Source organism: Nitrospira sp. (genome assembly GCA_016715825.1).
Lineage (GTDB): Bacteria > Nitrospirota > Nitrospiria > Nitrospirales > Nitrospiraceae > Nitrospira_D.
This window is the reverse complement of sequence record JADJXO010000002.1, coordinates 465,824-490,641: the sequence shown is the minus strand read 5'-3', so window position 1 is coordinate 490,641 and position 24,818 is coordinate 465,824. Positions and strand designations below refer to the sequence as shown.

The window sequence follows — 24,818 nt, the reverse complement described above, 5'->3', positions numbered from 1 at the left end:
TGGTAGATGACCCGAAAGAGTCCCGGCGCCAGATGCCGATCACAGACATGGTGTCGGGCGACGTCACGGTACGGCAGCCCCACATTCCTGCGATGATCGATGCAGGGACCAGAAGAAGATCTCAATGGCCTATCACGTTGGGAATCGGGACGATCCTGCTGCTAACGGGAGCAGGGATCTGGCACTGGGTCACATCCGGTCCTCATCCGGTTTCCTACAAGACGACCCTTGTCGATCGAGGCCCGATTACCGCCATCGTCTCAGCAACTGGAACAGTCAATCCCGTTGTTTCGGTACAGGTCGGCAGTCAGGTTTCAGGAAAAGTTGCGCAACTCTCTGCTGATTTCAATTCGCCGGTCACGAAGGGACAGGTCCTGGCACAGATCGATCAAAAACCATTCAAGGCTCGCTTGAGTCAGGCGCGGGCGGCCGTCAAGAGTGCCAAGGGAAACCTTGCGAAGGCCAAAGTGTTGACCACACAACGCAAACGGGAATTCGATCGCATGACGGTCCTACGGCAACAAGCCTTCGTCCCGCAATCGGATCTCGATGTTGCGGAGACCAACTATCGAGAAGCGGCCGCGAATATCCAGGTCCTCCAAGCACAGCTAGATCAGGCCCAGGCGGCACTGGCTTCCGCGGAGCTGGACCTTGGCTACACCACGATCTATTCACCTGTCGATGGCATCGTGGTGTCGCGAAATGTGGATGTCGGTCAAACCCTCGCCGCCGCCTTCCAGACGCCGGTTCTGTTCGTGATCGCCCAGGACCTGACACAGATGCAGGTCAATGCGAACGTCAGTGAGTCCGACATCGGAGGAGTACTAGAGGGAAAGCCGGCACGCTTCCGGGTTGACGCTTATCCCAAACAGTTTTTTGAAGGCACCGTTACGCAAGTAAGGAATGCGCCCATCAACATTCAAAACGTGGTGACGTACGATGTCGTCATTACGGTGGCCAATCAGGATCTCAAATTGAAACCCGGCATGACTGCGAACGTCACGATCGTAACCGAAGAAAAAGAGAACCCCCTCCGGGTCCCCAACGGAGCATTGCGCTTCCGTATGCCGGACGTGCCGTTCGATCGCAAGGTGACCTCGGTGTGGAGTCAAGACCAGGCAGGTCATGCCCATCAAGTACCGGTGACGACCGGCATTGCCGATTCCCTCTCCACAGAAATCTTGGAAGGCTCGTTGAGCGAAGGAGATCGTGTGATTATTGGAATCGAACTCCCTGATGAACAGGACGAGAGAACATTACCGCCGGGGTTTGAACTCGGACCAAAGGTGAAATGAAAGCGCTCTATTGAGTTTATCTTGTCTATCTAGTCTTTCTTGTCAATCAGATCAGACAGACCAACTATGTCTTTCCTCTGGCTTACAATCCTTTCAGCTGTCCGCATTCTCAGCCGTAATCCCTTGCGGGCCGGCCTGACGATGCTTGGAATCATCATCGGGATCGCCGCCGTGATCGTCATGGTGAGCCTTGGCCAAGGCGCAACGACCCTCGTCCAGGCTGAAATATCAAGCCTGGGAACTAATGTACTGATCATCGTGCCTGGCGCCACGAGCGTCGGCGGGGTCCGTGGTGGGCTCGGCACCCTTTCGACCTTGACCGTCGATGATGCCGAGGAGATCCAAAACAAGGTCTACGGTATCACCACGATGATGTACGCCACTCGGTCCGTCCTCCAGGCCATCTCAGAATACAAGAATTGGAGCACGGTGATCCTTGGCACGACGCCCGAGTTTATCGATGTGCGGAATTGGCCGGTGGCCGAAGGGAATTTCTTCACACAGTCCGACATGAACTCGGCCGCGAATGTTGCCGTGCTGGGGAAAACTGCCGTCCAAAACCTCTTTGAGCCCGGCGAAGAAGTCGTGGGGTCTCAGGTTCGGATCAGGAACGTTCCGCTCCGCGTCATCGGCATACTGGCACCAAAAGGCCAATCCATCACAGGCCAGGACCAAGACGACCTCGTCGTGCTTCCGTTCTCGACCGCAGAGCGGAAAGTGCTTGGAACCCAATTCCTTGGAACGGTCGGTGTCATTCTCGTCGGTGCCCGGACTCAGTACGAGATCCCCGCCGTGGTTGACGATATCAAGGATCTGTTGCGATCGAGACATCGGCTGCACCAGTCGGAAGAGGACGATTTCACTATCCGCACCATGGAAGATATCGCCAAGACCATTGCCGGCACGAGCCGAACGATGATGTACATGCTGATGGGCATTGCGTCCATTTCCCTGATCGTCGGAGGCATCGGCATCATGAACATCCTCTTGGTATCGGTGACCGAACGGACGAGGGAAATTGGGCTTCGGATGGCTGTCGGAGCAAAGCGAGCCCATATTCTGCTGCAGTTCCTCATCGAAGCCGTCCTCATGACGGCTGTTGGAGGAGCGCTGGGTGTCGGCGCCGGAATCGGTATGGCGAGCCTTATGACGAAGATGATCGGTTGGCCGACCATCATCAACACCGAAGCCGTAATGGCCTCGTTTTTCTTCTCTTTGATCGTAGGATTGTTCTTCGGCCTCTATCCGGCCAATAAGGCCTCGAAGCTGAAGCCGATCGAAGCGCTGAGATATGAGTAAGAAGAACTCAGCGCTGCCGCTCGACGTCGGCCTAAACCACGTGGACAACCTCTGCCTCGCCGATTCGGCGGGCCACTCTCAGGGCCACTTCGTTCTCGTGTCGATCGAGCACAAGGTTCAGACGTGCGGTGCCGACGGAGAGGTTTCGGATTTCTACTCGCTCGAGGAACGGTGGAAGCACGGGGCGGTCGAAACTCACAAGACGACGAGTGCCGTCGATTTGCAGGCCCAGACAGGCTTGCAAGAGCTGGAAGCCGGCGCCGGCCGCCCAGGCTTGCGGAGAACAGGCCGTTGGATAGAGCGTGGGGCTTTCACCGGGGCGTCGAGAGAATCCGCAGAACAGTTCCGGCAACCGATGAAGCGGGATAAAGAGGCTGGCATCGAAGATTCCGGTTAACACCTTCATGGCGCCCTGTTTATCTCCGTACGCCGCCATCCCATCCGCAATAAGGGCGTTGTCATGAGGCCACACGGACCCGTTATGGTACGACATCGGGTTGTATCGGGCCTCGGAGGTTGCGATTGTTCGGATGCCCCAGCCGTTGAAAAAGTCCTCGCCCAAGAGTGCGCGTGCCGTCCGTAGTCCACGCTTTTGCTCGGCTATACCGCCGTACAGACAATGCCCGGCATTCGAGGAACGCACCCGGCAGGGCCGCCCCCGTCCGTCCAAGGCAAGCGCGTAGGTACCCAGGTCTTCACACCAAAATGCCCGCTCAAATCGTTCCTGAAGAGCGTCTGCTTCCTTCAGCAACCGATCGGCATGAGCGCCGTCTCCCAGAATCCTAGCCAGATCCGCCGCTGCTTGTTTGGCTCGATACACGTAGGCTTGGACCTCGCAGAACGCCACCGGTCCTTCCACTGCCCTTCCGTCGGCATGAAAAACAGAATCATGCGAATCTTTCCATCCTTGGTGCACCAGACCCTTCGCAGACTGTCGAGCGTAGGTGGTGAAACCCGTACCTGTTGGGTCACCGGACTGATCGATCCACTCGAGCGCACGTCGAATATGCGGCCAGAGCGTGACAAGGAATTTGCGATCGCCGCTTCGTTGATAGTAGGCACCCGCCAAGACAATGAACAACGGGGTTGCATCGACACTTCCGTAGTACCGACCGAATGGAATTTCCCCAAGCGCAGCCATCTCACCTTGGCGAGTCTCGTGCAATATTTTTCCGACCTCTGCATCCTGCTCCGGCCGAACGTCCGTTGCCTGCGTGGCCGCCAAATACCCCAGCACCCCGCGCGCAATGCCTGGATTCATCCATAACATTTGCAGTGCGGTGATGATCCCGTCCCGTCCGAACGGGACGCTAAACCAGGGCACTCCTGCATAGGGATAGAGCCCATGTGGTGTGTCCGAAATCAACATGTGGAGATCAGCCAACGACCGGTTCAGCCAGTGATTGAATTGTTCATTCGAGGTAAAAATGTGCGCATCTGAAGCAGTGGCTTTCTCTAATGCCCGCCCTGCTTCATGCTGAGCTCGATCGTAGGTGAGAACACTTCGCTTCCGTTGCCGTTCCAGCTCACAAGAAATCGTGATCTCCCACGTCAGATCGGCGTTCGGGAGGATGCGCGACTCAATCCTGAATCCATCGGCCATCACCTGTTTCGGAGCCGGCGAGCACCGTACATGGGTTCGACGGATGACCCCATCAAGCCCTTTATATCCAAACACAAGTCCGGACTTGGAGCGAATGGTTTTAAGGCGCACGCCGCGGCGTGGGCGCGTCCGCCCTCTTGCCTCAAAAAGATCGGCAAAATCTGCATCGAGTCCGATCCTGATCGAGAGTGGGAGTTTGGACGTTCCATAGTTATGTACACGAATCCGCTCATGCCATGTGCCCTGCCAGAGAAACCGTGTACGGGAAAGATGAAGTGTCCCGCGAGGGACCTGCCGTTGTCCTTCCAACATCATGTCTGAGTTGGTGAGATCCACGGTAAAGAGAGCATTGTCCTCTTTCGCTGATGCGCTGAGCATCATCAGCCGTTGAGTCCCAAGCGACAACTCGAAGCGTGAGAGAAAGCGCGTCCCTTCGTGATAGAGTCCCTGCGGACTTGGGAGAACCCGGTACACATCACCGTACCGATCAAACACGGCAAATGTCTCTCCATGCTTCAGGACTTCGGTGCGGCCATCGGCCATCGAAGATGAAGCCAGGATGTAATATTGATCATTCCATCGAATCACGTCGCTCATACATGTCCCCTGACTAGGTGACGACAGTAGCCCGACTCATCCGGGCAGCCACCAACGCTGAGAGTAAAAGAACGATTCCGATTCCGAGCAGTCCGGTTTCCGGTCCCTGTTGCTCCGTGATCCAACCGAACGCAGAAATCCCCCCGATGGCCGCAGTCATAGCCCCGGTCCCATACAGTCCCAGCACGCGCCCAACCATCTGGCTTGGTGCCAGCTCCTGAATCATCCCCCAGGCAATCGGCGTAAACGTTCCCAACCCGCAGCCGACGATTGCCATCAGAAGACCGGCTACGTACGGATCAACGGTCCATATCAGCCCACACAGGGCGGCGCCGCTTACCACACTCGTGCTCACGATCAGCTTTAAACGATCATTGACCATCCAGTTCGTCACCCAGAGCAGCCCGATGGACGTGAGCAGTAACCCGACACCGAGCGCCGACCATAAATACCCCACCTCGACCGGTCCAAGTCCCAGCATCTTCCTCGCGAACACCGGGAACAACGCGCTCAGTGCACTACTACCGAACGTGTGGAGTGCGGCGGTACCGGTCAAGAGTAATAGACCAGGCTGGGTGACCACGCTGTAGCGGAACCCCTCAACGAGATCCTGCAATACTGTCGGGGGTGCTGCAAGCGATGGCGTGACTGCGGCAGGCCGACCAAAACGGACCAGCATGAGACACGCGGCCGAAATCACATAGGTCGCTGCATTGAGGCATAACACTTCCTGCGACCCGTAGGCGGCGATGCCTAATCCGCTCATCGCCGGACCAAAAATGATGCCGAGGCTCGTGGTGCCCTGCAGCAACGCATTGGCCGCCGTGAACTGTGTCTTCGGAACGAACGTCGGAATGGAGGCTGTGAGAGCAGGTCCGAACACTGCTGAGGCGACCGCGTGAAGGAAGACTAAGATATAGAGCACCGAGACTGTAAAGGATTCAACCGGAATCAGGCATGGAATCAACCCAATCAGCACCGCGCGCAACAAATCACTGGTGATGAGCAACACCTTCTTCGGAAGTCGATCGACATACACTCCAATGATCGGCCCCAGAACGATCGGGGGGATCGTCTGCAGGAGCCCGATGATCGAGGTCTTGAGCGGAGAACCGGTGACCGCATAGACGAACCAGAGAAGGGCCAGTTTGGAAACACCGTCGCCGATCTGAGAGATGAGTTGCCCGGACCAGACGAGTCCAAAATCTCGCGTCAGAAGTAGCGGCCGAGCCTTGACCTCGGTGAGATCTGCTGTCTCCATTATGGTGGGAGAGCGAGAAAAGTGGCCGGAGCGGCCCTGCATCAGCTCTCACCCTCCAACCTCACCTTTTCGGTGTTGACGGCACGTACCCCGGGCACTTGCCGAGCAGCCTCAGCAGCCTCGAGGGCAATGACCTGGAAGCGAACCGTTCCCTGAATCAGGACGACCCCATCTTCCGTCTTGACCTCAAAATTGGCAGCCTTTAACGTAGCGCTCTTGGAGAACCGTTCTTTAATCAAAGAGGTGAGCGCATCATCCTGTTTCTTGGACAAGGTCTTGGCGAGATCCTTCTCGACCGAAAGTTTGTTGACCACATTCTTGACGCCGGGGACCTTCTCCGCTACTTCTTTCGCAGAAGCCTTCTCGTCTTCTGTCGAAACACGCCCGCTGAGTGTAATGGTTTGCTCATCATCTTCGGCTTCGATCTCGTAGTGGAACAACCGTGAATCTCCCATGAGCGCGAGCTTGACTGAGAGGATCAAGGAACCCAACGTTTTCTTTAGAGCCGGCTCCTTATCCTTCACCTCCTGGTCAGGCGGCAAGTCGGCTTTTATCGTAGGAGCTTGAGGCTTGGCGTCCGGTGACAGCTTCGGTGTCGCCGGTTGTCCATCGGCTGCAACTGGTGCCTGCGGCACCCGCGGAGCAGACTTTTCCGGGACACCTTCTTTATGTTCCGTTGCCGTCTCACTCTTGGCCTTAGACGCCGCTGGTGGCTGTGGTTTCGCCTCGTGCGCCGGTTTCTGGGGCACAGCTTGACTGTCGGACGCAGGCTTTTTTGGTACCCTCTTTGTGCTCCATCGAGGCCTCGCTCTTCGGTGCCGGAGTAGCCGGCGCCTGTGGCTTCCCTTCCGGTACCAGTACCGGTTTCGGTGCCGTGGGCTGACTGTCGGACGCAGGCTTTTCTGGCACACCCTCTTTATGTTTATGCTCTGCTGAGGTATCACTCTTTGGCACGGGAACAGCTTGAGGCTGTGGCTTCACTTCTGGAGTCGGGTTTGGCGTCACCGCTTGGCCGTCGGAGGCCGCCGGTTTGACCGGCACGACTTCTTTGCGCTCAGTCGGAGGTTCGCTCTTTGGCACCGGAGCCGCCGGGGGATGCGGCTTTGCTTCGGGCGCCGGTTTTGGCGCCGCGAGCTGACCGTCGGATCCAGCAGGTGCCTGTACGGCGGCTGGTGCAGATTTTTCCGGCACCTGTTCTTTCTCGTTGGCCTCAGATGCTTCAGAGTGTGCACCTAGCGGCCAGATCGAGAACAGGCTCAAAGCGATCAGCACTCGTATTGACGTGGTCATCGCATGATTCCTCCTTATGAACTTCTTACGTAGAAGGTCACACACGCATTCTAACTCGCGGTTGCTTCCCTGTCACCGGTCTGTATAGACCACCAGGCAGCCCCCTGTTCATCAGGAAGCTGCCTGGGATTGCGTCTGAATGCTTTTTGAACAATTCCTGACAAAACCGTTCGGTGTGGACCTACGTCTGAGCGGGGCTGGTTTGAGAAGGGAATGGACCACCCGTGGCAATTGTTAACCCTTGTGCATGCGATTTATAGAAGCTGAAGAGCCATGCGGTAGCGGCTGTCATGAGAAGAACGGCACTGATACCTGCCAAGCTAGCGGCAGGGCCGATGGTATCCGCAGCCCAACCGAATCCCGCCATTCCAGCCATCGATGAGGCCATCCCTCCCGTTGCAAAACTTGTAAACACTCGGCCGAGGAGATGCGTGGGCGTCAATTCTTGCAGCATTGTCCACACGAGCGGCGTGAACATGGCTGTGCTTCCCCCGATCACGGCGATCAAGGCTCCGGCAACAACAGGGGCATCAAGGAAACCAAGTGCGGCCACAGCAATACCCCCGATGGCCAGCGCACCGGACATGAAGCGCAAGCGCCAAGGGACATCTCCTTGTGTAATCGAGGTAAGAACAAGGGACGCCAATAGCATTCCAATGCCAAGCGCCGACCACAGCCACCCAAGTTGGATCGGACCCACTCCAAGCACGTCTTTCGCAAAGACAGGCAACAAAAAGATAAAGGCGCTAATGCCCACGCTATAGAGGGTAGCCGTCACCATAAGCAACATGACGGTCTTTTGTTCGACAAACACGAAGCGAAAACCTGCCAGCAAGTCGCTGGTGATGCCTTCCGTCAAGCCCTTGCTCGCAAGACGAAAATGATCGAGCGTTTCACGCACGCGAATAGGGAATATGCACAGCGCAGAGACAAAGAACGTCGCTGCATCAACATAGAGCACGTTTTGGGCTCCGATGAGGGCAATGCCAAGACCACTGAGGGCTGGGCCCACCAGGAGTCCTACATTCGTTGTCGTTTGCATCAGCGCATTGGCAGCGATCAACCGATCCTTAGGCACGATCAGTGGAACGGCAGACGTCAAGGCTGGCCCAAAGATGGTCGAGAAAATAGCTGTGGCGAATACAAGGACATAGAGGCGATCGAGCGTCAGAGCCTCCATGGCATAGAGTACCGGGATCAAGAGCACCATCAGTGTGCGGAGGAGGTCGACCCCGATCATCACCGGCTTCTTTCGAACCCGATCCAAATATACACCAATCAGTGGTCCAAACAGCAGGGGTGGGAGGGTTTGAAGCAACCCGACCACCGCCATCTTGAGCGCCGATCCGGTCAAGTCGTAAACAAACCAGAGCAACGCCACTTTGTTCAGACTGTCACCAATTTGTGAGATCGTCTGGCCTGCGAACAAGAAACCAAAGTCTCTCGTCTTGACGAGCTCCCAGCCACGCCTGCGGCCTGAGGCGGAAGGGACTTCCGCTGAATCAGTTACAACCTCAGACATGTCGGCGCCCCCCAGGGAAAGAGTGCGATGCAGGCTTGAACGGCTCGTTGTTTGATCGACCAAATTCGATGCCTCGTGGGGCTTGTATCGCCCCCTCTTCGAGCAGAAGGCGTTCATACAACGTGACATAGTCACGGGCCATCCGATCTGCGGTAAACCGCTCGTCGAATGCTGCCCGGCATTGCTTTCGATCAATGAGGGGGATCTGACCGACTGCCTCCACCATCTCATCAACGGTTTCACAAATGAAGCCCGTGACCCCGTGATCGATGATTTCTGGAATCGAGCCACGCCGATAGGCAATCACCGGGGTCCCGCAGGCAAAGGCTTCGATCAGCACCAACCCGAATGGTTCAGGCCAGTCGTAGGGACATACCAACGCCATTGCATTGCCGATGAACTCGTTTTTTTCGGCATCGGAGATTTCCCCCACGAACTCTATGAGCGGATGGTTGAGCAATGGCTCAACCTCGGCTTCAAAGTACATACGGTCCGACGGGTCAACCTTTGCCGCAATGCGAAGGGGAATCCCAGCTCGTTTGGCGATCTCGATCGCTTGGTCTGGTCGTTTTTCCGGAGCGAGCCTCCCTAAAAATGCCAAGTACCCCTGAGATCCCTCCTGAAAGGAATACATGTTACGCGGAAGCCCATGATAGATGGTGCCGGCCCAGTTGGCCCAGGGCAGCGGCCGGCGTTGCGCGTTCGATATGGAGACCAGAGGCATTTCAGAAAATTCCCGATAGACTGGCTCAAGTTCCGGAAGGTCCAAGCGGCCATGAAGGGTTGTCACAACTGGGACAGGATTTCTCCGCGCCAAAGGAAACCCGGTGAAATCCAAGTGCGAATGAATAATATCGAAGCCATGGGCCGACCCAAGCCCCCGTTCGTGCAGCATCATCAAGTACGCATCCCGATTGAAAAGACCTGTCTTCAACCGGAGCGCCTGTGGGGAAATCGCTTCAAGCTTCGCGGCCGTTTCTGAGTCCCCACTGGCAAACAGCGTCACATCATGCCCCATCGCAACCAGTTCTTCCGTCACATACGAAACGATTCTCTCAGTTCCCCCGTAGAGTTTTGGTGGAACGCTTTCCCACAAGGGAGCTACTTGTGCGATTCTCATATGTCTTCCTTTCTCTCGTAATCAACTGGGCTAGCCAGTCGTCAGCTTGTTTACTTGTTAGGTGTTTGTGTGAGCCGGGCGATTTGTTGATTGAAGGTTGATCACCAAAAGACTGTTGGGTGAGACATCCATGCTGCTTACGTGTATCCTCCTACCGAATGTCATGTTACGCACCCATCTTTTCCGACTCAACGGACAAAACCTCTCGGCCCATACCAAAATATGTCCAGACGCCCCACCTTGACTTGCCATTCGATCCCACAACGACCGTGCTCGATGGGACATGTTTTTCATGTTGTCCTGGGGGCATTTGAACCAACTGCAGGCTTGAATCACCGCTTATCGTCATCAGACTTCAACGGGACCGATTGGCGTTCGCCTCCCTGGCTGTCGCGATGTCCGAAGACTGTCGCCACACCGCCGGTCACGCGGAGCGACGTATTTACTCTTGGATCCGCGCAGCCTTGACGATTTTCTCACCTCTGATTTGCTCGAGAAATAGATCGGGAGGGACTGCCGGGGGAACAATCCGCACTTCCTGCCAACCTTCGTTCACCGCTCCCTTGTGGCCCCTCTTTTCATGAACCCACTGGTCGATACTCTCCTGACTCGTACCTTCGCTGAAGGTGACCCAAAAGAGGAACGGCACCGTCTGGGAGTTCTGGAGACTCTCAGCAACTTGCACCGACTGATTTTTACTCGACACATCTGCCTGACTCGCCAACAACCGCTCCGGGTTTTTATCGACGGCCTTCGAGGCATTCGCGCTCGCCGTCTGGAGCTTAGCCGACAAAGTCTGGTTATGCTCTTCCATTCTGGCCAGTTCGTTCGATAACCGAGCATTATCGACAGTCAGGTTCTTAATCGTCGCTTCGAGCTGCTCCTTCTGTACGAAGTCGCTCACAGGACGTTGTGTTGGTCGATCTGTGTCAGAGCCTTCCTGTCGCTTCTCCATCTCCTCCTTGACCATGACAACGCTGGACACTACGGATTCATGACTTGAGGACAGTTGGGCCATCGTCTGATGGAGCTGCGCCATCCCTTTTTGCTGAGACTCGAGCGTTGCTCCGACCTTCTGTTGTATCCGTACAAGGTCACCCAACTGTTGCTCCAACTTGTCCATCTCCGTCATTGAGACAGTCCGAAGAGTCGTTGGTTGCCCAACGAAGCCCGGTTTTCCTTCCGGATTCACCCAGGTCGCCAGTCGGTCGAACCCCAGTCCGACCACCATAAGTGCCAACAACACTTGCGTGAATGCGATGGTTCGCATGCTATGAGCAAGCGCCGTATCCGGACGCCGTATTGCCAGCCTATCGGCTACCTCAGCAAGCGCTTTCCAGGTTCGACTCCAGTAACTCGGGGCGGGAACAAACGCCGCGTTGAGCACTCCTCCCTGGGCGGTATTATGGACGCAGAGCTCGACCGCATCGGCTGCTACCTGGATACGGCTGGTCCGATACCCATATTCCGGTGCGACTAATCCCCCCAGGAGCGTTCCATCTTCAGTTCGAAGCTGAATGGTCTCAATGTGCTCGAGGTTCTTCACGTGCAGCGTGGCATCCACTCCCACACCCTCAAGCTCACCAACGCGCCGCTCATTGACATAGACCTGGATGGGATCCGACCCACCACGAACCGAGCGACTGGGTTGGTTGCTCAATGATTGAAGGCGTTGTGATCGATATGCTTCTAACTCCTCTTCGTACCCCATAACAGCCTCCGTGTTTCCTTTCTCTCTATCTTCCTGTCCAGAGCAGGATGCTTCAGTGACCCGCCTAGGGTCGTACCTGCAACTCCAGACGTGGCTTTTCCTCGGTCAACGATCCGCTGGAGCCCAAGCCCCATGCGGTTTGCACACAGTCTAGGCACAGCGCGAGGTGCCAAATTCGGTAATCACACCCGTAGCCCTGCGCAAACATCTCTCGCCATTGTGAACGCGACAGACAGGGATAATGATCCGGCTCACTTTTTCGGTAATGGGCCTGAGCAACTCTAATCAGCCGCTCCCCCTCGCTGTTGAATCGCTGACGATGACGTTGTTGCTGACTGCTCAATTCCGCCAACTCAGCCTTCGTGAGGCCTACCTCATCCATCGTCCGTTGCCATCCACTCTCACGCCATCGTCGAAAATTTTTATAGATGCGCTGGCTTTCCAATCCATTGAGTCCCGTCGCCGCAATCACTTCACCAGGACCCCATCCGTAGGAGTGGTGATACAAGGCGATCAACGCATCACGGCTGACTACTGCCCTCGCAACAAGCCCGTCCAGAAACCTCCCCAGCGGTCGCAACAGGTCCGGATGATAGCAAAACGGTTCCGGCTTACTGTGCTGCTTAGCCACCAGCGAATCGAAGAGAAATAACGGCCGGCATGGAACTTCAGTACGTCCACAGACCAAAAACCGCTCGAGATATTCGGAGCCCCAGCGCAGCGCAAATTTCTCATGCTCAATATCATCGTTCCATTGACCGGTTTCCCGCAAGAACCGCTTGGTGTATCCGGTGGCCCGATCCAACAGCACCGGCAAGGCCTGCGAGACGACTCGATCAAATTCATCCGACGTCGAGACAACCTCTTCAAGGCGGCTCACCGTGACCGTGTGATCAGCCATGACCTAGCTCTTACTGACTGTATTCTGCATTCTCGTTATGATTACTTCTCGTCTGATTATGCCTGTATCGCCAGCTGAAGAGCATTGGACAAATATCCTACGTTCACAGCAGGTTTTGTCCGTTGTTCCAACTCTCGCTTCCCTGGCAGAAAGCTAATGTCCAACAACCTTCCGGAATGAAATCTCCGTAGCAGCGTTCAGTCACCATCTGCTACTCGCCTACTTTGCTCACCACTGGAGAGTCGTGAGAACACGCTTTTTGGCAGAAGCAGCTAAATATACCCGTTATCATAACCAGAATGGAGCAGATAATTGCTAGTGGTTTGATGCATTATTTGGGTGATGGGTCAGGAGTGGCGGGTTATCGAGAAGACGATCTTCTTAGTCGCTCGCATCCGCATCACAGACTCTGTAACCCTATCTCCCCATATGCAGATTCTTGAAACATTCTCACCCCAACATCCGGTAGATGAAGAGAATTCAGCAGGCCGTCACGCCCCAGGCCCATTTAAAAGGCTTGTCGACTACGCTCGGCGCACCACGAATCCATCAGGGCACTACGATGTCGGGGGAAATTTAGGATGGGAGATTACGGACTTTTGATACATTTCCACGGAGGCAGGCACGCTCACCACTGGTCTCGATAAAAGAGGAAGTACCCAATAGCGACCACAATGGCTTGAAGCAGGATCAGCCAACGCATGAGCCCCCATTTGGTCTCGGACTGGCTGTCCTTCATTCTCCGAAGCAGAGAAGGTTGCGTCAGTAGAAAACTTGCGACCACCTCCCTCGCATCCTCCCGACTGAGGTTTCCTTCAAGCATGACCTGCTTGATCGCGTCCTCCCTATCGCCTTGCGACAACGCTTCCAATGCCTTCTGGGGAAGAGTCTGCTGAATAGTTCCTTCACTCATAATGAGGGGAGTGTACCAGAAACACACTGCTCACGTCTTCCTGAATTCGATGGCGCCGAAGCACACTCATCGCGGGCGCTACGGCGCGATGCATCAGAACAGTGGGTGATGTGGTGCCGAGGCAAAGGGTGCCCCGGACGGTACCTCGCCGGCATTTCCGATAAATCGCCACGCGCCATCTACTTTTACCAGATAGTGAACCTCACGAAACCAGCTGTCGAGTGTGATGCGGTTACCACTGCGTTCGTCGGTTCCATACAACCCACCGGTGCAGGTGACCTCCGCACGAAGCTCATTGTCTGCCTGCGTGATCTTGATATCAGAGAACAGATGAAGTGATTCCATCGCCTTGTAGTGCTCGAACACTTCACCCCAGATTCGCCGTACATCGTTCGCTTTCAATCCATGATAATCATAGGTCGGCGCATAGAACTGCATCAGGGCATTGAGATCTTCCTTCTTCAATGCCGATTCCGCACGGTCGAATGCCACGAGCAGGCCTTTCACCATCGGATGAGTAGCCAACTCGTTCTGTCCCGTCACTTTCTTTCCCTCTACCAACAACGTCGTCTCCGATAACACCTGCACCTTAGCCGACACCGCCCCTACCCCCAACGCCGAGCACAAGACCAGACCTAGACCAACACTCGCTGTCACCTTGCCGCATCGTCCCATCGGTACCTCCATCAACGAAGCACATCACCCGCCATACGATGAGGGGAACAGTATCATTGGAACGATCGTCGTTCTCGACTGCTTGCAAAATTAGGAGCGAAATGGCTCGACATCACCGGACTTACGCAGCATCTTGTTCACCTCGTCAAGGTGCAGCTCTTCCCCAACGATCATCTCTCGTGCAAATTCTTCCAACAGGACGGACTTTCCTTCAGAAAGTTTCAGCAGTTCATAATAGGCTTCGATGGCACCCTTCTCGTGCTCCAAACTTTCCCGCAGAATATCCCCCACATCATGCTTCTCAGTTTCCAAGAGCGTCCCAATTTTTAGCGACGGGTGCCCACCGAGTAAGGTGACCAGTTCTCCGGCTTTATGCGCATGAGCAAGACTCTCATTCGCATTACTCTTGAGCCACGACACGATAGGAATGCGGTTATAGCCGTAGATCATGAGCGAATAATGGGTATAGCGCACCACTCCGGCCAACTCATGTTCCATAATTCGGTTGAGAATCTCTACCGCCCGTTGTGTGTCTTGTCCGTTCATCTACTGCCTCCTATGGCACTCGATCGTCTGTCCTAAAGAAACGTGATAGTACCACGTGTACGAAGGCTTTCGTGCCACGTTAATTCCCTATCGCCTAATTGAGGGGAGTGAGTGTACTGCAAAATCTGCTACGTATCCATCTCATCTTATCCCTGACCTCACAAAAAGCGTTGGCCGCGAACAATCAGCCGTTAGCTGCTATGCAAAATTCACGAACATCTTTTTCCATAAGTCGATCGCACAACACGACCGCCTCTACTGAAAGCAGACGGGGCCAACAAGTTGACTGAGGCAATGTTGTGGCCTGAGAGTCGGCGGGTCCACCACAATGGGCGGAAAAATATTCGCAAGAACCAGGTAGAAGGTCTCGCCGTTATGAACGATCGCTGATTCAGCGTCCCAGCATCACGAGTACTACGATCCCGACAGCAAATACCAGAAATCCAATCATCCAGCGGATAAATTTCTGCTGCGCCGTGACAAGCACCTTGTCCATCTTCTTCTTGAGCGCCGGCTGAGCGGCGATATGGATCTCGACCGCTTCCTTGGCCTCTTTGAACCCGATATTCTGCTCCTGCCGAACCACCTTGATGGCTTCGATCAAGTTTCCACGCCGCAACGCCTCCACCGCCGGTTTAGGAAGATCTGAACCTCGCCGTAGTTTGTTCGCCATGTTACCGTCCTAAGAGCGCGCCGAGAGAGACAGTTGCAATGGGTAGAATATAGCCAGGACAAGAAAAAGGCCTATCCCGAGCGGCCACAGATTTCCAAATCCTTGAGTCGCGAACATCCACACAGCCTGTGCCATCATCGGAAGTAACCCCCAGCGTCACGGTCGCCTTGCATCAGTGATGCTCAGTCCAGCCACCACAGCGCCTAGCATCGGCCTGCCTAGGAATATATATCACAGCGAGTCCCGCGGTTCCCCTCTCGCCTGAAATGCCGGAAACCAGGCTCCGATACCCGACCCGACGGCAGCTGCATACAACCAGAATTGCTAGCTAGCACGGTCCTCCTCCTCAAGATTCGACAAACACCGTGTGACTGGAAGGTCAAGCCCTCATGGCGATCCATCGATTGAAAATCGAAACGGCACAAGGGTCAATGGAATTGAGGCTGTCGCCAGCATAGACGTATACGCCCCACGATGTTGGACGAAAGACCACACCTGCTTGGAGTTGGACACGAGGACGGCCTTTACACAGAAAGGCTTGCGTGCTTAGGGTGGTGGATCATGCAGGCGCTGAAGCCGGGCTTCGTATACTTTCTCTTGGTCTTCGGGACGGGATTCGTCTTGGGAACCATTCGCGTGCTCCTCATCGTTCCACTTGTCGGCCACAGAACCGCTGAACTCCTGGAGATGCCGTTGATGCTGATCGCAACGGTGCTCGCAGCACGGTGGACCATCCGGCGTTTCTCTGAGCCTCGCACCAGCGCGGCGAGATTGTCCATCGGCGGCATTGCGCTGGGCCTGATGCTGGCGGGAGAGCTGGCCGTCGGCATCGGACTCCGAGGCATGACCGTCGCCGAAGTCTTCCTGAACAGAGATCCGAGTTCCGGGACGGCCTACTACGTGAGTCTGATTCTCTTCGCCGTCATGCCATGGCTCGTCTCTCGGCGGTAACTATAGGTGGGGATAGCAAGCGGGTGGCGGTTTCTTGAAAGACTCCATGGTCTTTTCTCTCGTTCTTCTAGAACGGGCAGGGCAACCATTGGACGAGACGGGAAACCGAGGGCAAGAAGTCTATACGCATGGCAGACCCTATTGCCTATGTTCATGATGAGACTATGCCTGCGACGGCGCCCCAAGCCGCCGGCGGGCGCCGCCTGGGACGATGACGAATTCGTACAGCCGACATTCCAGATCACCGTTGAAGAGAGGAATGCGTTTTGACGGAGCGAGGCCGATGAGTTTCGGCACGCGGGCGTCGGCCGTCAACACATACGCCCGCCATCCGGCGAACCGCTGCTTGAGCCAATTGCCCAGTTTAGGGTAGAGCGAGGCCAATTCGTCGGTGTGACTCAAGCGCACACCATAGGGCGGGTTGATAACCATAATGCCCTGATCCGCCGGGGCTTCCAGATCCAGAATATCGCTCTGTTTCAACCGAACGTCAACCACTACCCCCGCCCCCTGAAATGCTCGCTGCGCAATCTTCACTGCGGCAGGATCATGATCCGATGCGTAGACAGCGGCGGGAACTTCGGCCAATCGCTTGGCGAGCGCCGCTTCGCGCAGACGGCCCCAGAGTTTGGGATCGTGGATCAGCAGCCGCTCGAAGGCAAAGTGCCGGGCAATACCCGGCGGAATCCGGCGGGCCATCAACGCGGCTTCAAGCGCGATGGTCCCGCCCCCGCACATAGGATCGAGCAGCACGTCATTCGGCGTCCAGCCGGCGAGTTTCAGCATCCCCGCCGCCAAATTTTCCCGCAACGGCGCTTCAACGGGCGCAATCCGGTAACCCCGTTTGAAGAGCGGCTCGCCGGAAGTGTCCAGATAGAAGGTGACGGTGCTCTGATCGAAAAAGGCGTCCAGCTTGATGTGCGGTCGTTCCGTATCGACACTGGGCCGCCGCTGGCGCGTGGTGACGAACTTGTCGCACACGGCGTCTTTGATCCGGAGAGTGAGAAAATCCAGACTGGGAAGTGGGCAGCGGCGCGCGCTGACTTTTGCTTTAATCGTCTGCGAGGGCGCAAACCAGTCTGGCCAGGGGAGCGCATAAGCTGCGCGATAGACGTCATCTTCTGTTTTATAGGTGCTGCAGCCAAGTTCCCAGAGGACACGGCTGGCGATGTGACTCTTGAGATTGACCCAATACATCGTCGACCAGGGGGCGGTGAAACCGACACCGCCGTCGGTCCTTGATGTGGCCGGCACACCGAGATCATGGAGTTCCTGCTCAAGCACCCCCTCCAAGCCCCGCGGGCAGGGGGCAAAGAATCGTCGTGCTGTTCCGTCCATCCCTGCTTCATCCCTTCCCTAATGGATGACCATGCCCACCCCTCACAAGCCATGGCACGATCAGAGTCATCGGCGATGGTATCATCCTGACCATCTAGTCAGCACCTCTGCCTCGTGGTGTAGAACGGAGGTAGGCGGACTTTTCTGGAGTTGTCGTTGGACTCAGAAAGCACTTGCAATAGATTCGAGTCTTCTTGGTTGAACCAGTTGTATCTGCCACGCCGAGGAGGCATTATTTACTTTAGTACATAGACCGCAATGCCTGCATCTCTTCAAGTCTTCATCGCGATCTTCATCCTCGGAGCCTTCCTTCGATCCTGGGCAGTGTTGACCAAATGCCACACCGAACGGGTGTCGGCGTTCGTGTTCTCCGTGGGTCTACCAGCGACGATCCTCGTATCCCTGGATCCTGTACCACTTGCATCAACGGCCTGGAAACTCCCATTAGCCGCCTGTTTTATCACCCTTCCAATGGTGGTCTGTTCCTGGCTCCTGGCCTATCTGTTGCAGCTTCCCCGTAAAACGAAAGGTGGGTTCCTGCTGGCCACCGGTTCGATCAATTCTGTCTTCTTTGCGTTTCCTGTTATCCTCGCGACGTTCGGCGACGAAGGCCTGACATACGCGGTGCTCTTCGACCTCGGCCAGACCACACTGACGATCACCCTCCTTTACGGTTTGGCTGTCTGGTTTGGTACACGCTCAGTCACTGCAACATCGGCGGCAATCCGCTTCCTTTCCTCTCCTCCTCTCTGGGCGCTGGGCTGCATACTCACGTTGAAATTCTCGGGCCATCACTTGCCTCCCTTGCTGATCACTCTACTCACACCATTACACCTAACCACCACTCCCCTCGCAAGTTTGGTACTGGGGCTGACAATCAGTTTTTCTGCCATTCGCCAGACCGCGCCGTTAGCAACACTCGGCGTGATCATACGAATGGGCGGAGGTCTCATCCTCGGATGGGCCACAGTGGGCTGGCTGGGTTTGACGGGAATAGAACGAGCGGTCGTGATGCTGGTGGCCGCCATGCCCTCGGCTGTAAGCGCCGTCATCTTCGCCGCAGAAACAGGCCTCGATGAGGAACTCGTGGCCTCAATCGTTGCACTGTCCATTTGCCTAGGTATCGTAATGATCCCCTGGTTGCCTGATCTCGTCCCCCTTCTGACGGAATGAGTACCACGGTGCTGTTATGTCTTCGCGAGAAATCTGGGCCGATCCCTGATAGAGACCATTTTCACCAAGTCTCGTACGGAGAGTACTCCCACGATTTTCCCGCCGTCCGTCACAGTCAAGTGACGGACGCTCCGTTCGGCCATCGCTTGACTCGCATCGCGGATGGTGCGGTTGATATCGATACTCAGCAAGGGAGAACTCATCACGGCACTCACGTGAGTGCCGTCCGGATCCCGGCTGCCGGCAAGTCCTTTCCAAACCAAATCGCGTTCGGTCACGATCCCGACGATCTCGCCGGCCTCGATCGTCAACAATGAACCGATCCGCTTCTCTCGCATGAGCTGAGCCGATGCACGAAGGGAGGCATCGCTCTGGATGGTCGCGATCGTGGTCGCCATCAGGACGCTCAGCGGACGGAACACCTTATCAAGGTCACGGACTGGACCGCTTTCTGCATCCACAAACGATCGCACGAGATCCCGCACCGACACGATGCCGACGATCTCACCGGCCTCCTCCACACAGAGGTGCCGCACATGATGGGTTTCCATCAACTGACTGGCATCCAACATGGTGCGCTCGCCGGCAATCGCCAAAATCGGGCTCACCATAACACGCTCCACCTTCGTGACCATTGGATCTAATCCCTCCGCAAGCACCTTCCGTACGAGATCCGCCTCCGTCACGATCCCGATCGGTCCTCGCGTGGGATCATCCGACTCCACGAGCAGACAGCCGATCCGCCGAACACTCATTCGCCCGGCCACAGCCGAAACGGTCGAATGGTGAGGAACGACTTCCAGGTAGCGATGCATAAAATCTTTAACGGTTCCACCCCCGTGCTCAGTCATAATCACTCCTTGTTCCACAAACCGATTGACCCCTCATTCGATACACGACCCACGTGGCTTCAGCCCAAGATTCACGGCGTCCACTATACTCCATTACGACATGCCACGCACGGGCACCCCTGACTTCGATCTCCATACGACGGCCGGCATGGAAAACCGATCGCCTTTGAATCCTTCACCTTCCCAACCCCTTAAGGTTCTAGACCTTCGAGCCAGTGTTTTACCTAGTATCATTATGAAACGCTAATCTCTGCACCCTTCACCTCCTACAGATCCATCACCGGCTCTGGCATTCGCACTTCTTTTCGTGACCGATGCGGCTCCAGACTATAACTCGTTACAATTACGTACAAACTTGAACACTGAGAGCGCAGGTCCTACCGTTTTCCCTGGATGCTTCCTCCCATGGCACCCAACTTGCCTTTCCGGATCCTGAACATATTCTCGTGCACCTAAGGGGGTGAACCATGGAACGGACGACAGACCCCATCTCCATTCGCATCAACTGGTGCAGACGCCAGATTGCACAGGCTCGTACGGAACCAGAGGTGGACGGGTGGCGCGCCGAAGAGGACGGACTGCGTGATGCCTTGTTGAATCGTGACCACACTGAAGATTACCGCTCGTGCCATCCGGAGATCCGTGATCGGTACATGCTTGGCTTCCGAGACGGCACGGCATTGTTACGCACCGCTCGGATCGAGCGCACGACACGGAATAGCAGCACCCAGAACCCCGATTCTCGGGTTAAACAAGACAATCGATCAGGAGATGAACAATGAATTGCATACGATGTAACGGCCTTGCCGTCCGTGATGACAGCTTCGCGATCCAGACCGGTTCGTCGTCCAACTTTCATGGCTGGCGGTGCGTCAATTGTGGAATGATCGTCGATGATGTGATCCGAAATAATAAACGTGTCCTCCAAAGGTCAAGAAGACCCAGAGACTCTGAACGACGCCGTGAAGCCGCCTGAACGGTACTCGATCACTCCCGGACCAGCCGTCCCAGGTGTATGCATCCTTGTGCAACGTTGAGGCGAGGCTGCACCAATCGACATCCGACGAAGAATCGGTGATGTCTCGCGCACGAGATCCGGCTACGCAAGGGGAAGGCGTTCGGCTTCATTCCTTGCTTGATCCGGCTTCCGATCTCCTGAGCGCAGGAGCTTGTCCCCAAGTCCAACGGCTAAGTTGCGGTAGATAATCACCCCAATATCAGGGCGCCGGCGAATGAGTTCCTCCAGATCTCGCCGAGGCAGCTCCGCCACCTCGAGATTATTCACAGCCCTGGCCGTGGCTGAGTGGGGCCTCGCGGAGAGGAGTGATACTTCGCCACAGGTCTCTCCGGTGTGGATAGATCCAATGATGTCGGAGGGAGATGCACCGCTGATCGCGAGACGCCCATGAAGCACCAGGTAGAGCCGATCGGCCGGCTCGTGCTTGGTAAAGAGTCGCTCCCCTGCCTCAATGTTCTTCACCGCGCAGACTCCGGCTAACCTCGTCGCCTGTTCCGTGTTCATCCCATGAAACAACGGGACTTCCTTGATCGCCTGCGCCATTCGGGGAGCGATGACGCACGTGGAAAACCCCCGCATCACCACATCGGCGATGGCCTGGACCGGTTCGATCAGACCAAGAGATCCCAAATCTTGTAACGCGTTCAACCGCACCATCTTCACGATATCGAGTCGTTCGACCTGGTAGAACACCATGGCGGGCACATAGGCGACCGGAAGAAAATTCAGCTCCAGCAGCGTGCGCTGCATACGCGGTGCATACGCGCTGACATCGATTTCAATGTACTCGATCGCCATCTCCTCCCGACACTTTCGTTCGAGTTCGGCCAGAAGAAAGCGCACGACATCGTCGGCAAGCGCGATCAACTCAAACACCCGCACCGTATGTTCCACCGGATCCATGGTATAGCCGACCGCTCCAACGACTTGACCGCCGGCTCGGGCAAGAAAGTAATTCGTCTGGCGAGACTGCAGTTTGAAAAAACCATAGTCCAGTCGCATCGGTCCGAAAATCTCGCGATTCCTCACTCGGCCTCGTTCGATTCGGAGCAACGCCGGATACCCTTCGGCCTGCATCTGTTCAAGATGATAGTCGCCGCCTGCTGGGTAGGATGCGGAATCCTCGTCCACGATGAAGTCGGGAGTGAGTGCAGGTTGGTTCATCACGAGATTCGCCAAGGCATGGACCTCTGGGATGATGCGCGGATTATTGCGGCGTAGGGCCAGAGCATCCCCGAAATACCGAGCCAGCAGCGCAAAGCTTTCGCGGTGGCGAAAGAGGTGCTTCAGCGGCAGAAAGCCCGTCGCAATGAATCCCTGGGTGAGACTGATGCGCTGGGCATAGGGATGGACGGTCCGAGCCACCACAAGACCGACGTGAAGGCGGTTTCTGATGGCCTCGAGCCGCCGGTCCATGAGCAACTTTCCAACCTGCATCCGGCGATAGTCAGGATGCACGGCAAGACGACCGAACTCTCCGACCAGATCGGAGTGGGCCCCGAAGTCGAACAGGACCGAAGCGGTGCCGATAACACGGCCTGAGTCGGTATTTTCCGCCACCAGTATGAGCGCGTCATCGGTAAAGACGGAACGTTTCAGCCAGAGTTCGTCATAGAGTTCGCGATGCGGATAATCCGTCCCGTACACCGCGAGAAAAATCTCGCGAATCTGGCCGACGTCTTCCTCCCGAGCTTCCCTGACTCTGATCATCGGACATCAGGCGTTGATGAATTGGCCACGACTTGCCGGTTCAGTTGCCGACCTGCGACTTTGGCAACGGAGCGGTAATACGCTGCTCCAACAGCCAACGCTCCTTCATCGAAATCGAACTTACTGGAATGTGCCGGATAGCCTTCCCGACCCGGAACTTGGCTCCCGAATCGAACATAGGCGCCCGGAATCTTTTCTAGGTAATAGCTAAAATCTTCCGCCCCCATATTGGCGGTCTTCAGCGGCAGCACATTTTCCTCCCCGACGGTCTCGGTTGCGGCACGACGCGCGAGGGTTGCCATCTCCGGATGATTGACGAGCGGCGGCGTCCCTTCCGTGACGATGATCTGGATCGTTGCCCCGTGGAGCTGCGCGATCGATTCTGCAATACGGCGAATCGAGTTCAGCAATTGCCGGCGAACCGTCGGATCTTGGGCTCGTACTGTTCCTTCCAGCTTGGCCTGTCCGGCAATCACATTCGGTGCCGTCCCTGCATGAAACTGACCGACCGACACCACCGAGGGACGAGACGGATCAACTTCGCGCGAGACGATGGTTTGCAAGGCCATGATCATGAGGCTCCCGACTATCACGGCATCGATGCTTTCGTGCGGTCTAGCCCCATGCGCACCTTGTCCGATGATCTCAACGGTAAAGTTATCAGAGGATGCGTTGACGGCCCCTTCACTCACCACAATGGCGCCGGGCGGGTAATGGCGATCCAGATGGCCCCCAAAGATGAGGCCAGCCCCATCGAGCACCCCTTCCTTGATCATCGCGATGGCGCCGGACCCTTTTTCTTCAGCCGGCTGAAAGATCAATCGCACCGGCGCCGGCAGATCTTTCTCCTGCACCAGCAGTGCAGCGGCACCAAGCAACATCGTCGTGTGTCCGTCGTGGCCACAGGCATGCATGACCCCGTCATGCACCGAGGCGAACTCTAGGCCGGTTTCTTCTTGAATCGGTAATGCATCCGTGTCGGCCCGTAGCACCACGCAAGGTACCCCGGAAGGCCCGGGAATCTCGGCCACCACTCCGTGACCCGCGACACCGGTGCGGCTTTGAACCCCAAGGCTGTGAAGAAACGTGTTGATGATGCCGGCTGTCCGTGACTCCTGCCAGCTCAATTCCGGATATCGATGCAGATCTCTCCGCACTATGACCAAGCGCTCATAGAGGTCTTGTGGAACTAACGGCACGTCGATGTTCTCCCTGCTCACATTCGCCCATACCAAGCCGATCCAACCGGACAGCGGAACTCTATCCTTCCTTTGCTTGGACACCTGATTGATACAAGGCATACACGTAGATCGGGATGGACAAGTGGCCGAGATGTTTCTCGATCAACGGCTTGACATCCTTCCAGTCGAGCCCGCCCACACCGGTCGCCAAGCGGGGGAGTGCGACACTCTTGATCTTCTCGCTTTCGATCAACTTAGCAAGAGCCTTGAGACAATGATTGACGTTTTCGATCGTGGCTTTTCCCGGTCTGGACCCATGGCTGGGAGCTGGTTCCTGCGTAAAGAGACTCACAATCCGTACGCCGCCGGCACCCGCCCAGGCCCACAACTCACCGGTCTTTGGCGTGAACGTTTGGCAATAATGTCTGAAATCCTTATACATGGCTGGCCACTGTTCCCTTAGGGCTAATGCCAAGCCGTTTGCATAGTTGTCGTTCGGAGCAACACCGTGCGCGACCATTTCGGTTTTTGACCGTAAGATATCTCCTGTAACTTCCTTCAGCATGAATCCTCCCTTTACGTCTTTTGATGGAATACCATGGCACTCCCAGGGATGGTCTTTCGTCCCTGTCAGCATGCCGTCAATCGTCCTTGCGAATCTTGTTCCCTTCCGTTATGAAGTGCGGAGACCGTCCTTGCCCCAGGAGCTCTGTCGTGGTTCACATCAGACCGGCAACCGAAGTCGATTTTCCCGCTCTTCTCCAGGTGCAACAGGCTGCGTTTGGCGAATATGCCGGCGTCTACAAACTGAGCGGATGGACGACGGAAACCCTCGAAAGTCTGAAAGACGATGCGAAAGAGAAGCATATCCTCGTGGCAGAGGCGGATGGAGAGATCGTCGGCTCCGTGCGCTTTTGGACCGTGGCCGGCGTCTGCGTGATTCGGTTGCTTTCCGTGAGTCCCGCGTCCCAATCTCGAGGGGTTGGAAAAGCGTTGATTCGCGAGATTGAGCGAGTGACGACCGATGCTCATAAAATTTATGCCTGCACCATGCTGCGCACGGCCAGAAACATTCAATTCTTCCTCAATCTTGGCTACAAAGCCGAAACCATTCTGCCTGATCATTATGACCACCTCGACTTGATCTGCTTTGCCAAATATCGCTGAGTCGAACCCCAAAGGCCCACTCT

23 protein-coding genes are annotated in these 24,818 nt (G+C 55.9%); 6 read left to right on the top strand and 17 right to left on the bottom strand.

Annotation, left to right across the window (positions count from 1 at the left end):
- Positions 1-32 precede the first annotated feature (32 nt).
- Both IPM58_08400 and IPM58_08395 read left to right on the top strand, forming a co-directional pair.
- Positions 33-1,295 carry an efflux RND transporter periplasmic adaptor subunit gene (locus tag IPM58_08400; GenBank protein ID MBK9307093.1) on the top strand — a complete coding sequence of 421 codons (1,263 nt, stop codon included), beginning with the start codon at positions 33-35 and terminating at the stop codon, positions 1,293-1,295.
- Between the two features lie 66 nt (positions 1,296-1,361).
- A complete protein-coding gene (locus IPM58_08395) occupies positions 1,362-2,594 on the top strand; it encodes an ABC transporter permease (protein MBK9307092.1) in 1,233 nt (410 codons plus the stop codon).
- Between the two features lie 31 nt (positions 2,595-2,625).
- On the opposite strand, the gene IPM58_08390 is transcribed toward IPM58_08395, so the two are convergent.
- From IPM58_08390 to IPM58_08335, 12 genes are all read right to left on the bottom strand, one after another.
- A complete protein-coding gene (locus IPM58_08390) occupies positions 2,626-4,794 on the bottom strand; it encodes an amylo-alpha-1,6-glucosidase (GenBank protein ID MBK9307091.1) in 2,169 nt (722 codons plus the stop codon).
- A gap of 13 nt (positions 4,795-4,807) precedes the next feature.
- A complete protein-coding gene (locus IPM58_08385; protein ID MBK9307090.1) occupies positions 4,808-6,055 on the bottom strand; it encodes an MFS transporter in 1,248 nt (415 codons plus the stop codon).
- 41 nt (positions 6,056-6,096) lie between these two features.
- Positions 6,097-6,804, bottom strand: a complete 708-nt coding sequence (locus IPM58_08380) for a BON domain-containing protein (GenBank protein MBK9307089.1) — start codon at positions 6,802-6,804, stop codon at positions 6,097-6,099.
- Positions 6,752-7,345, bottom strand: coding sequence for a hypothetical protein (locus tag IPM58_08375; protein MBK9307088.1), 594 nt, complete (start codon positions 7,343-7,345; stop codon positions 6,752-6,754). Before IPM58_08375 ends, IPM58_08380 begins: the two co-directional genes overlap by 53 nt.
- Positions 7,346-7,526: 181 nt before the next feature.
- Entirely contained in the window at positions 7,527-8,867 is a 1,341-nt protein-coding gene (locus IPM58_08370) for an MFS transporter (GenBank protein ID MBK9307087.1), read from the bottom strand.
- Positions 8,860-9,987 (bottom strand): glycosyltransferase family 4 protein, encoded by a 1,128-nt coding sequence (locus tag IPM58_08365; GenBank protein MBK9307086.1) that lies wholly within the window; start codon positions 9,985-9,987, stop codon positions 8,860-8,862. Before IPM58_08365 ends, IPM58_08370 begins: the two co-directional genes overlap by 8 nt.
- Positions 9,988-10,429: 442 nt before the next feature.
- Positions 10,430-11,698 (bottom strand): hypothetical protein, encoded by a 1,269-nt coding sequence (locus IPM58_08360; GenBank protein ID MBK9307085.1) that lies wholly within the window; start codon positions 11,696-11,698, stop codon positions 10,430-10,432.
- A 64-nt stretch (positions 11,699-11,762) separates the two neighbouring features.
- Positions 11,763-12,599 carry a hypothetical protein gene (locus IPM58_08355; protein ID MBK9307084.1) on the bottom strand — a complete coding sequence of 279 codons (837 nt, stop codon included), beginning with the start codon at positions 12,597-12,599 and terminating at the stop codon, positions 11,763-11,765.
- Positions 12,600-13,227: 628 nt separating this feature from the next.
- Positions 13,228-13,512: a hypothetical protein gene (locus IPM58_08350; protein MBK9307083.1), complete on the bottom strand. Its 285-nt coding sequence runs from the start codon at positions 13,510-13,512 to the stop codon at positions 13,228-13,230.
- A 93-nt stretch (positions 13,513-13,605) separates the two neighbouring features.
- Positions 13,606-14,187 carry a hypothetical protein gene (locus IPM58_08345; protein MBK9307082.1) on the bottom strand — a complete coding sequence of 194 codons (582 nt, stop codon included), beginning with the start codon at positions 14,185-14,187 and terminating at the stop codon, positions 13,606-13,608.
- Positions 14,188-14,277: 90 nt separating this feature from the next.
- Positions 14,278-14,733, bottom strand: a complete 456-nt coding sequence (locus IPM58_08340; GenBank protein ID MBK9307081.1) for a bacterioferritin — start codon at positions 14,731-14,733, stop codon at positions 14,278-14,280.
- Positions 14,734-15,124: 391 nt separating this feature from the next.
- Positions 15,125-15,406, bottom strand: a complete 282-nt coding sequence (locus IPM58_08335; protein ID MBK9307080.1) for a hypothetical protein — start codon at positions 15,404-15,406, stop codon at positions 15,125-15,127.
- 570 nt (positions 15,407-15,976) lie between these two features.
- Between IPM58_08335 and IPM58_08330 the strand changes: the two genes are divergently transcribed.
- Entirely contained in the window at positions 15,977-16,357 is a 381-nt protein-coding gene (locus IPM58_08330) for a hypothetical protein (protein ID MBK9307079.1), read from the top strand.
- A 162-nt stretch (positions 16,358-16,519) separates the two neighbouring features.
- On the opposite strand, the gene IPM58_08325 is transcribed toward IPM58_08330, so the two are convergent.
- The gene (locus IPM58_08325) at positions 16,520-17,695 is read right to left on the bottom strand and encodes a class I SAM-dependent RNA methyltransferase (GenBank protein MBK9307078.1); all 1,176 of its coding nucleotides are present in this window, start codon (positions 17,693-17,695) and stop codon (positions 16,520-16,522) included.
- A 258-nt stretch (positions 17,696-17,953) separates the two neighbouring features.
- On the opposite strand from IPM58_08325, the gene IPM58_08320 reads away from it, so the two are divergent.
- Entirely contained in the window at positions 17,954-18,868 is a 915-nt protein-coding gene (locus IPM58_08320; GenBank protein ID MBK9307077.1) for an AEC family transporter, read from the top strand.
- A gap of 14 nt (positions 18,869-18,882) precedes the next feature.
- Here IPM58_08320 and IPM58_08315 read toward each other — a convergent pair whose 3' ends face one another.
- Complete coding sequence (locus IPM58_08315) at positions 18,883-19,719, bottom strand: CBS domain-containing protein (GenBank protein ID MBK9307076.1); 837 nt, start codon at positions 19,717-19,719, stop codon at positions 18,883-18,885.
- Between the two features lie 467 nt (positions 19,720-20,186).
- Between IPM58_08315 and IPM58_08310 the strand changes: the two genes are divergently transcribed.
- Positions 20,187-20,501, top strand: coding sequence for a hypothetical protein (locus IPM58_08310; GenBank protein ID MBK9307075.1), 315 nt, complete (start codon positions 20,187-20,189; stop codon positions 20,499-20,501).
- 317 nt (positions 20,502-20,818) lie between these two features.
- On the opposite strand, the gene IPM58_08305 is transcribed toward IPM58_08310, so the two are convergent.
- Genes IPM58_08305 through IPM58_08295 form a run of 3 tightly spaced genes read right to left on the bottom strand, consistent with a single transcriptional unit; the run spans position 20,819 to position 24,193 of the window.
- Entirely contained in the window at positions 20,819-22,447 is a 1,629-nt protein-coding gene (locus tag IPM58_08305) for a GNAT family N-acetyltransferase (protein ID MBK9307074.1), read from the bottom strand.
- Complete coding sequence (locus tag IPM58_08300) at positions 22,444-23,748, bottom strand: amidohydrolase (protein MBK9307073.1); 1,305 nt, start codon at positions 23,746-23,748, stop codon at positions 22,444-22,446. The genes IPM58_08305 and IPM58_08300 overlap by 4 nt, the downstream gene beginning before the upstream one ends.
- Positions 23,708-24,193 carry a macro domain-containing protein gene (locus tag IPM58_08295; protein MBK9307072.1) on the bottom strand — a complete coding sequence of 162 codons (486 nt, stop codon included), beginning with the start codon at positions 24,191-24,193 and terminating at the stop codon, positions 23,708-23,710. The genes IPM58_08300 and IPM58_08295 overlap by 41 nt, the downstream gene beginning before the upstream one ends.
- A 149-nt stretch (positions 24,194-24,342) precedes the next feature.
- Here IPM58_08295 and IPM58_08290 point away from each other — a divergent pair, with 149 nt between their 5' ends.
- Complete coding sequence (locus IPM58_08290; protein ID MBK9307071.1) at positions 24,343-24,795, top strand: GNAT family N-acetyltransferase; 453 nt, start codon at positions 24,343-24,345, stop codon at positions 24,793-24,795.
- The last annotated feature ends 23 nt before the right edge of the window (positions 24,796-24,818 follow it).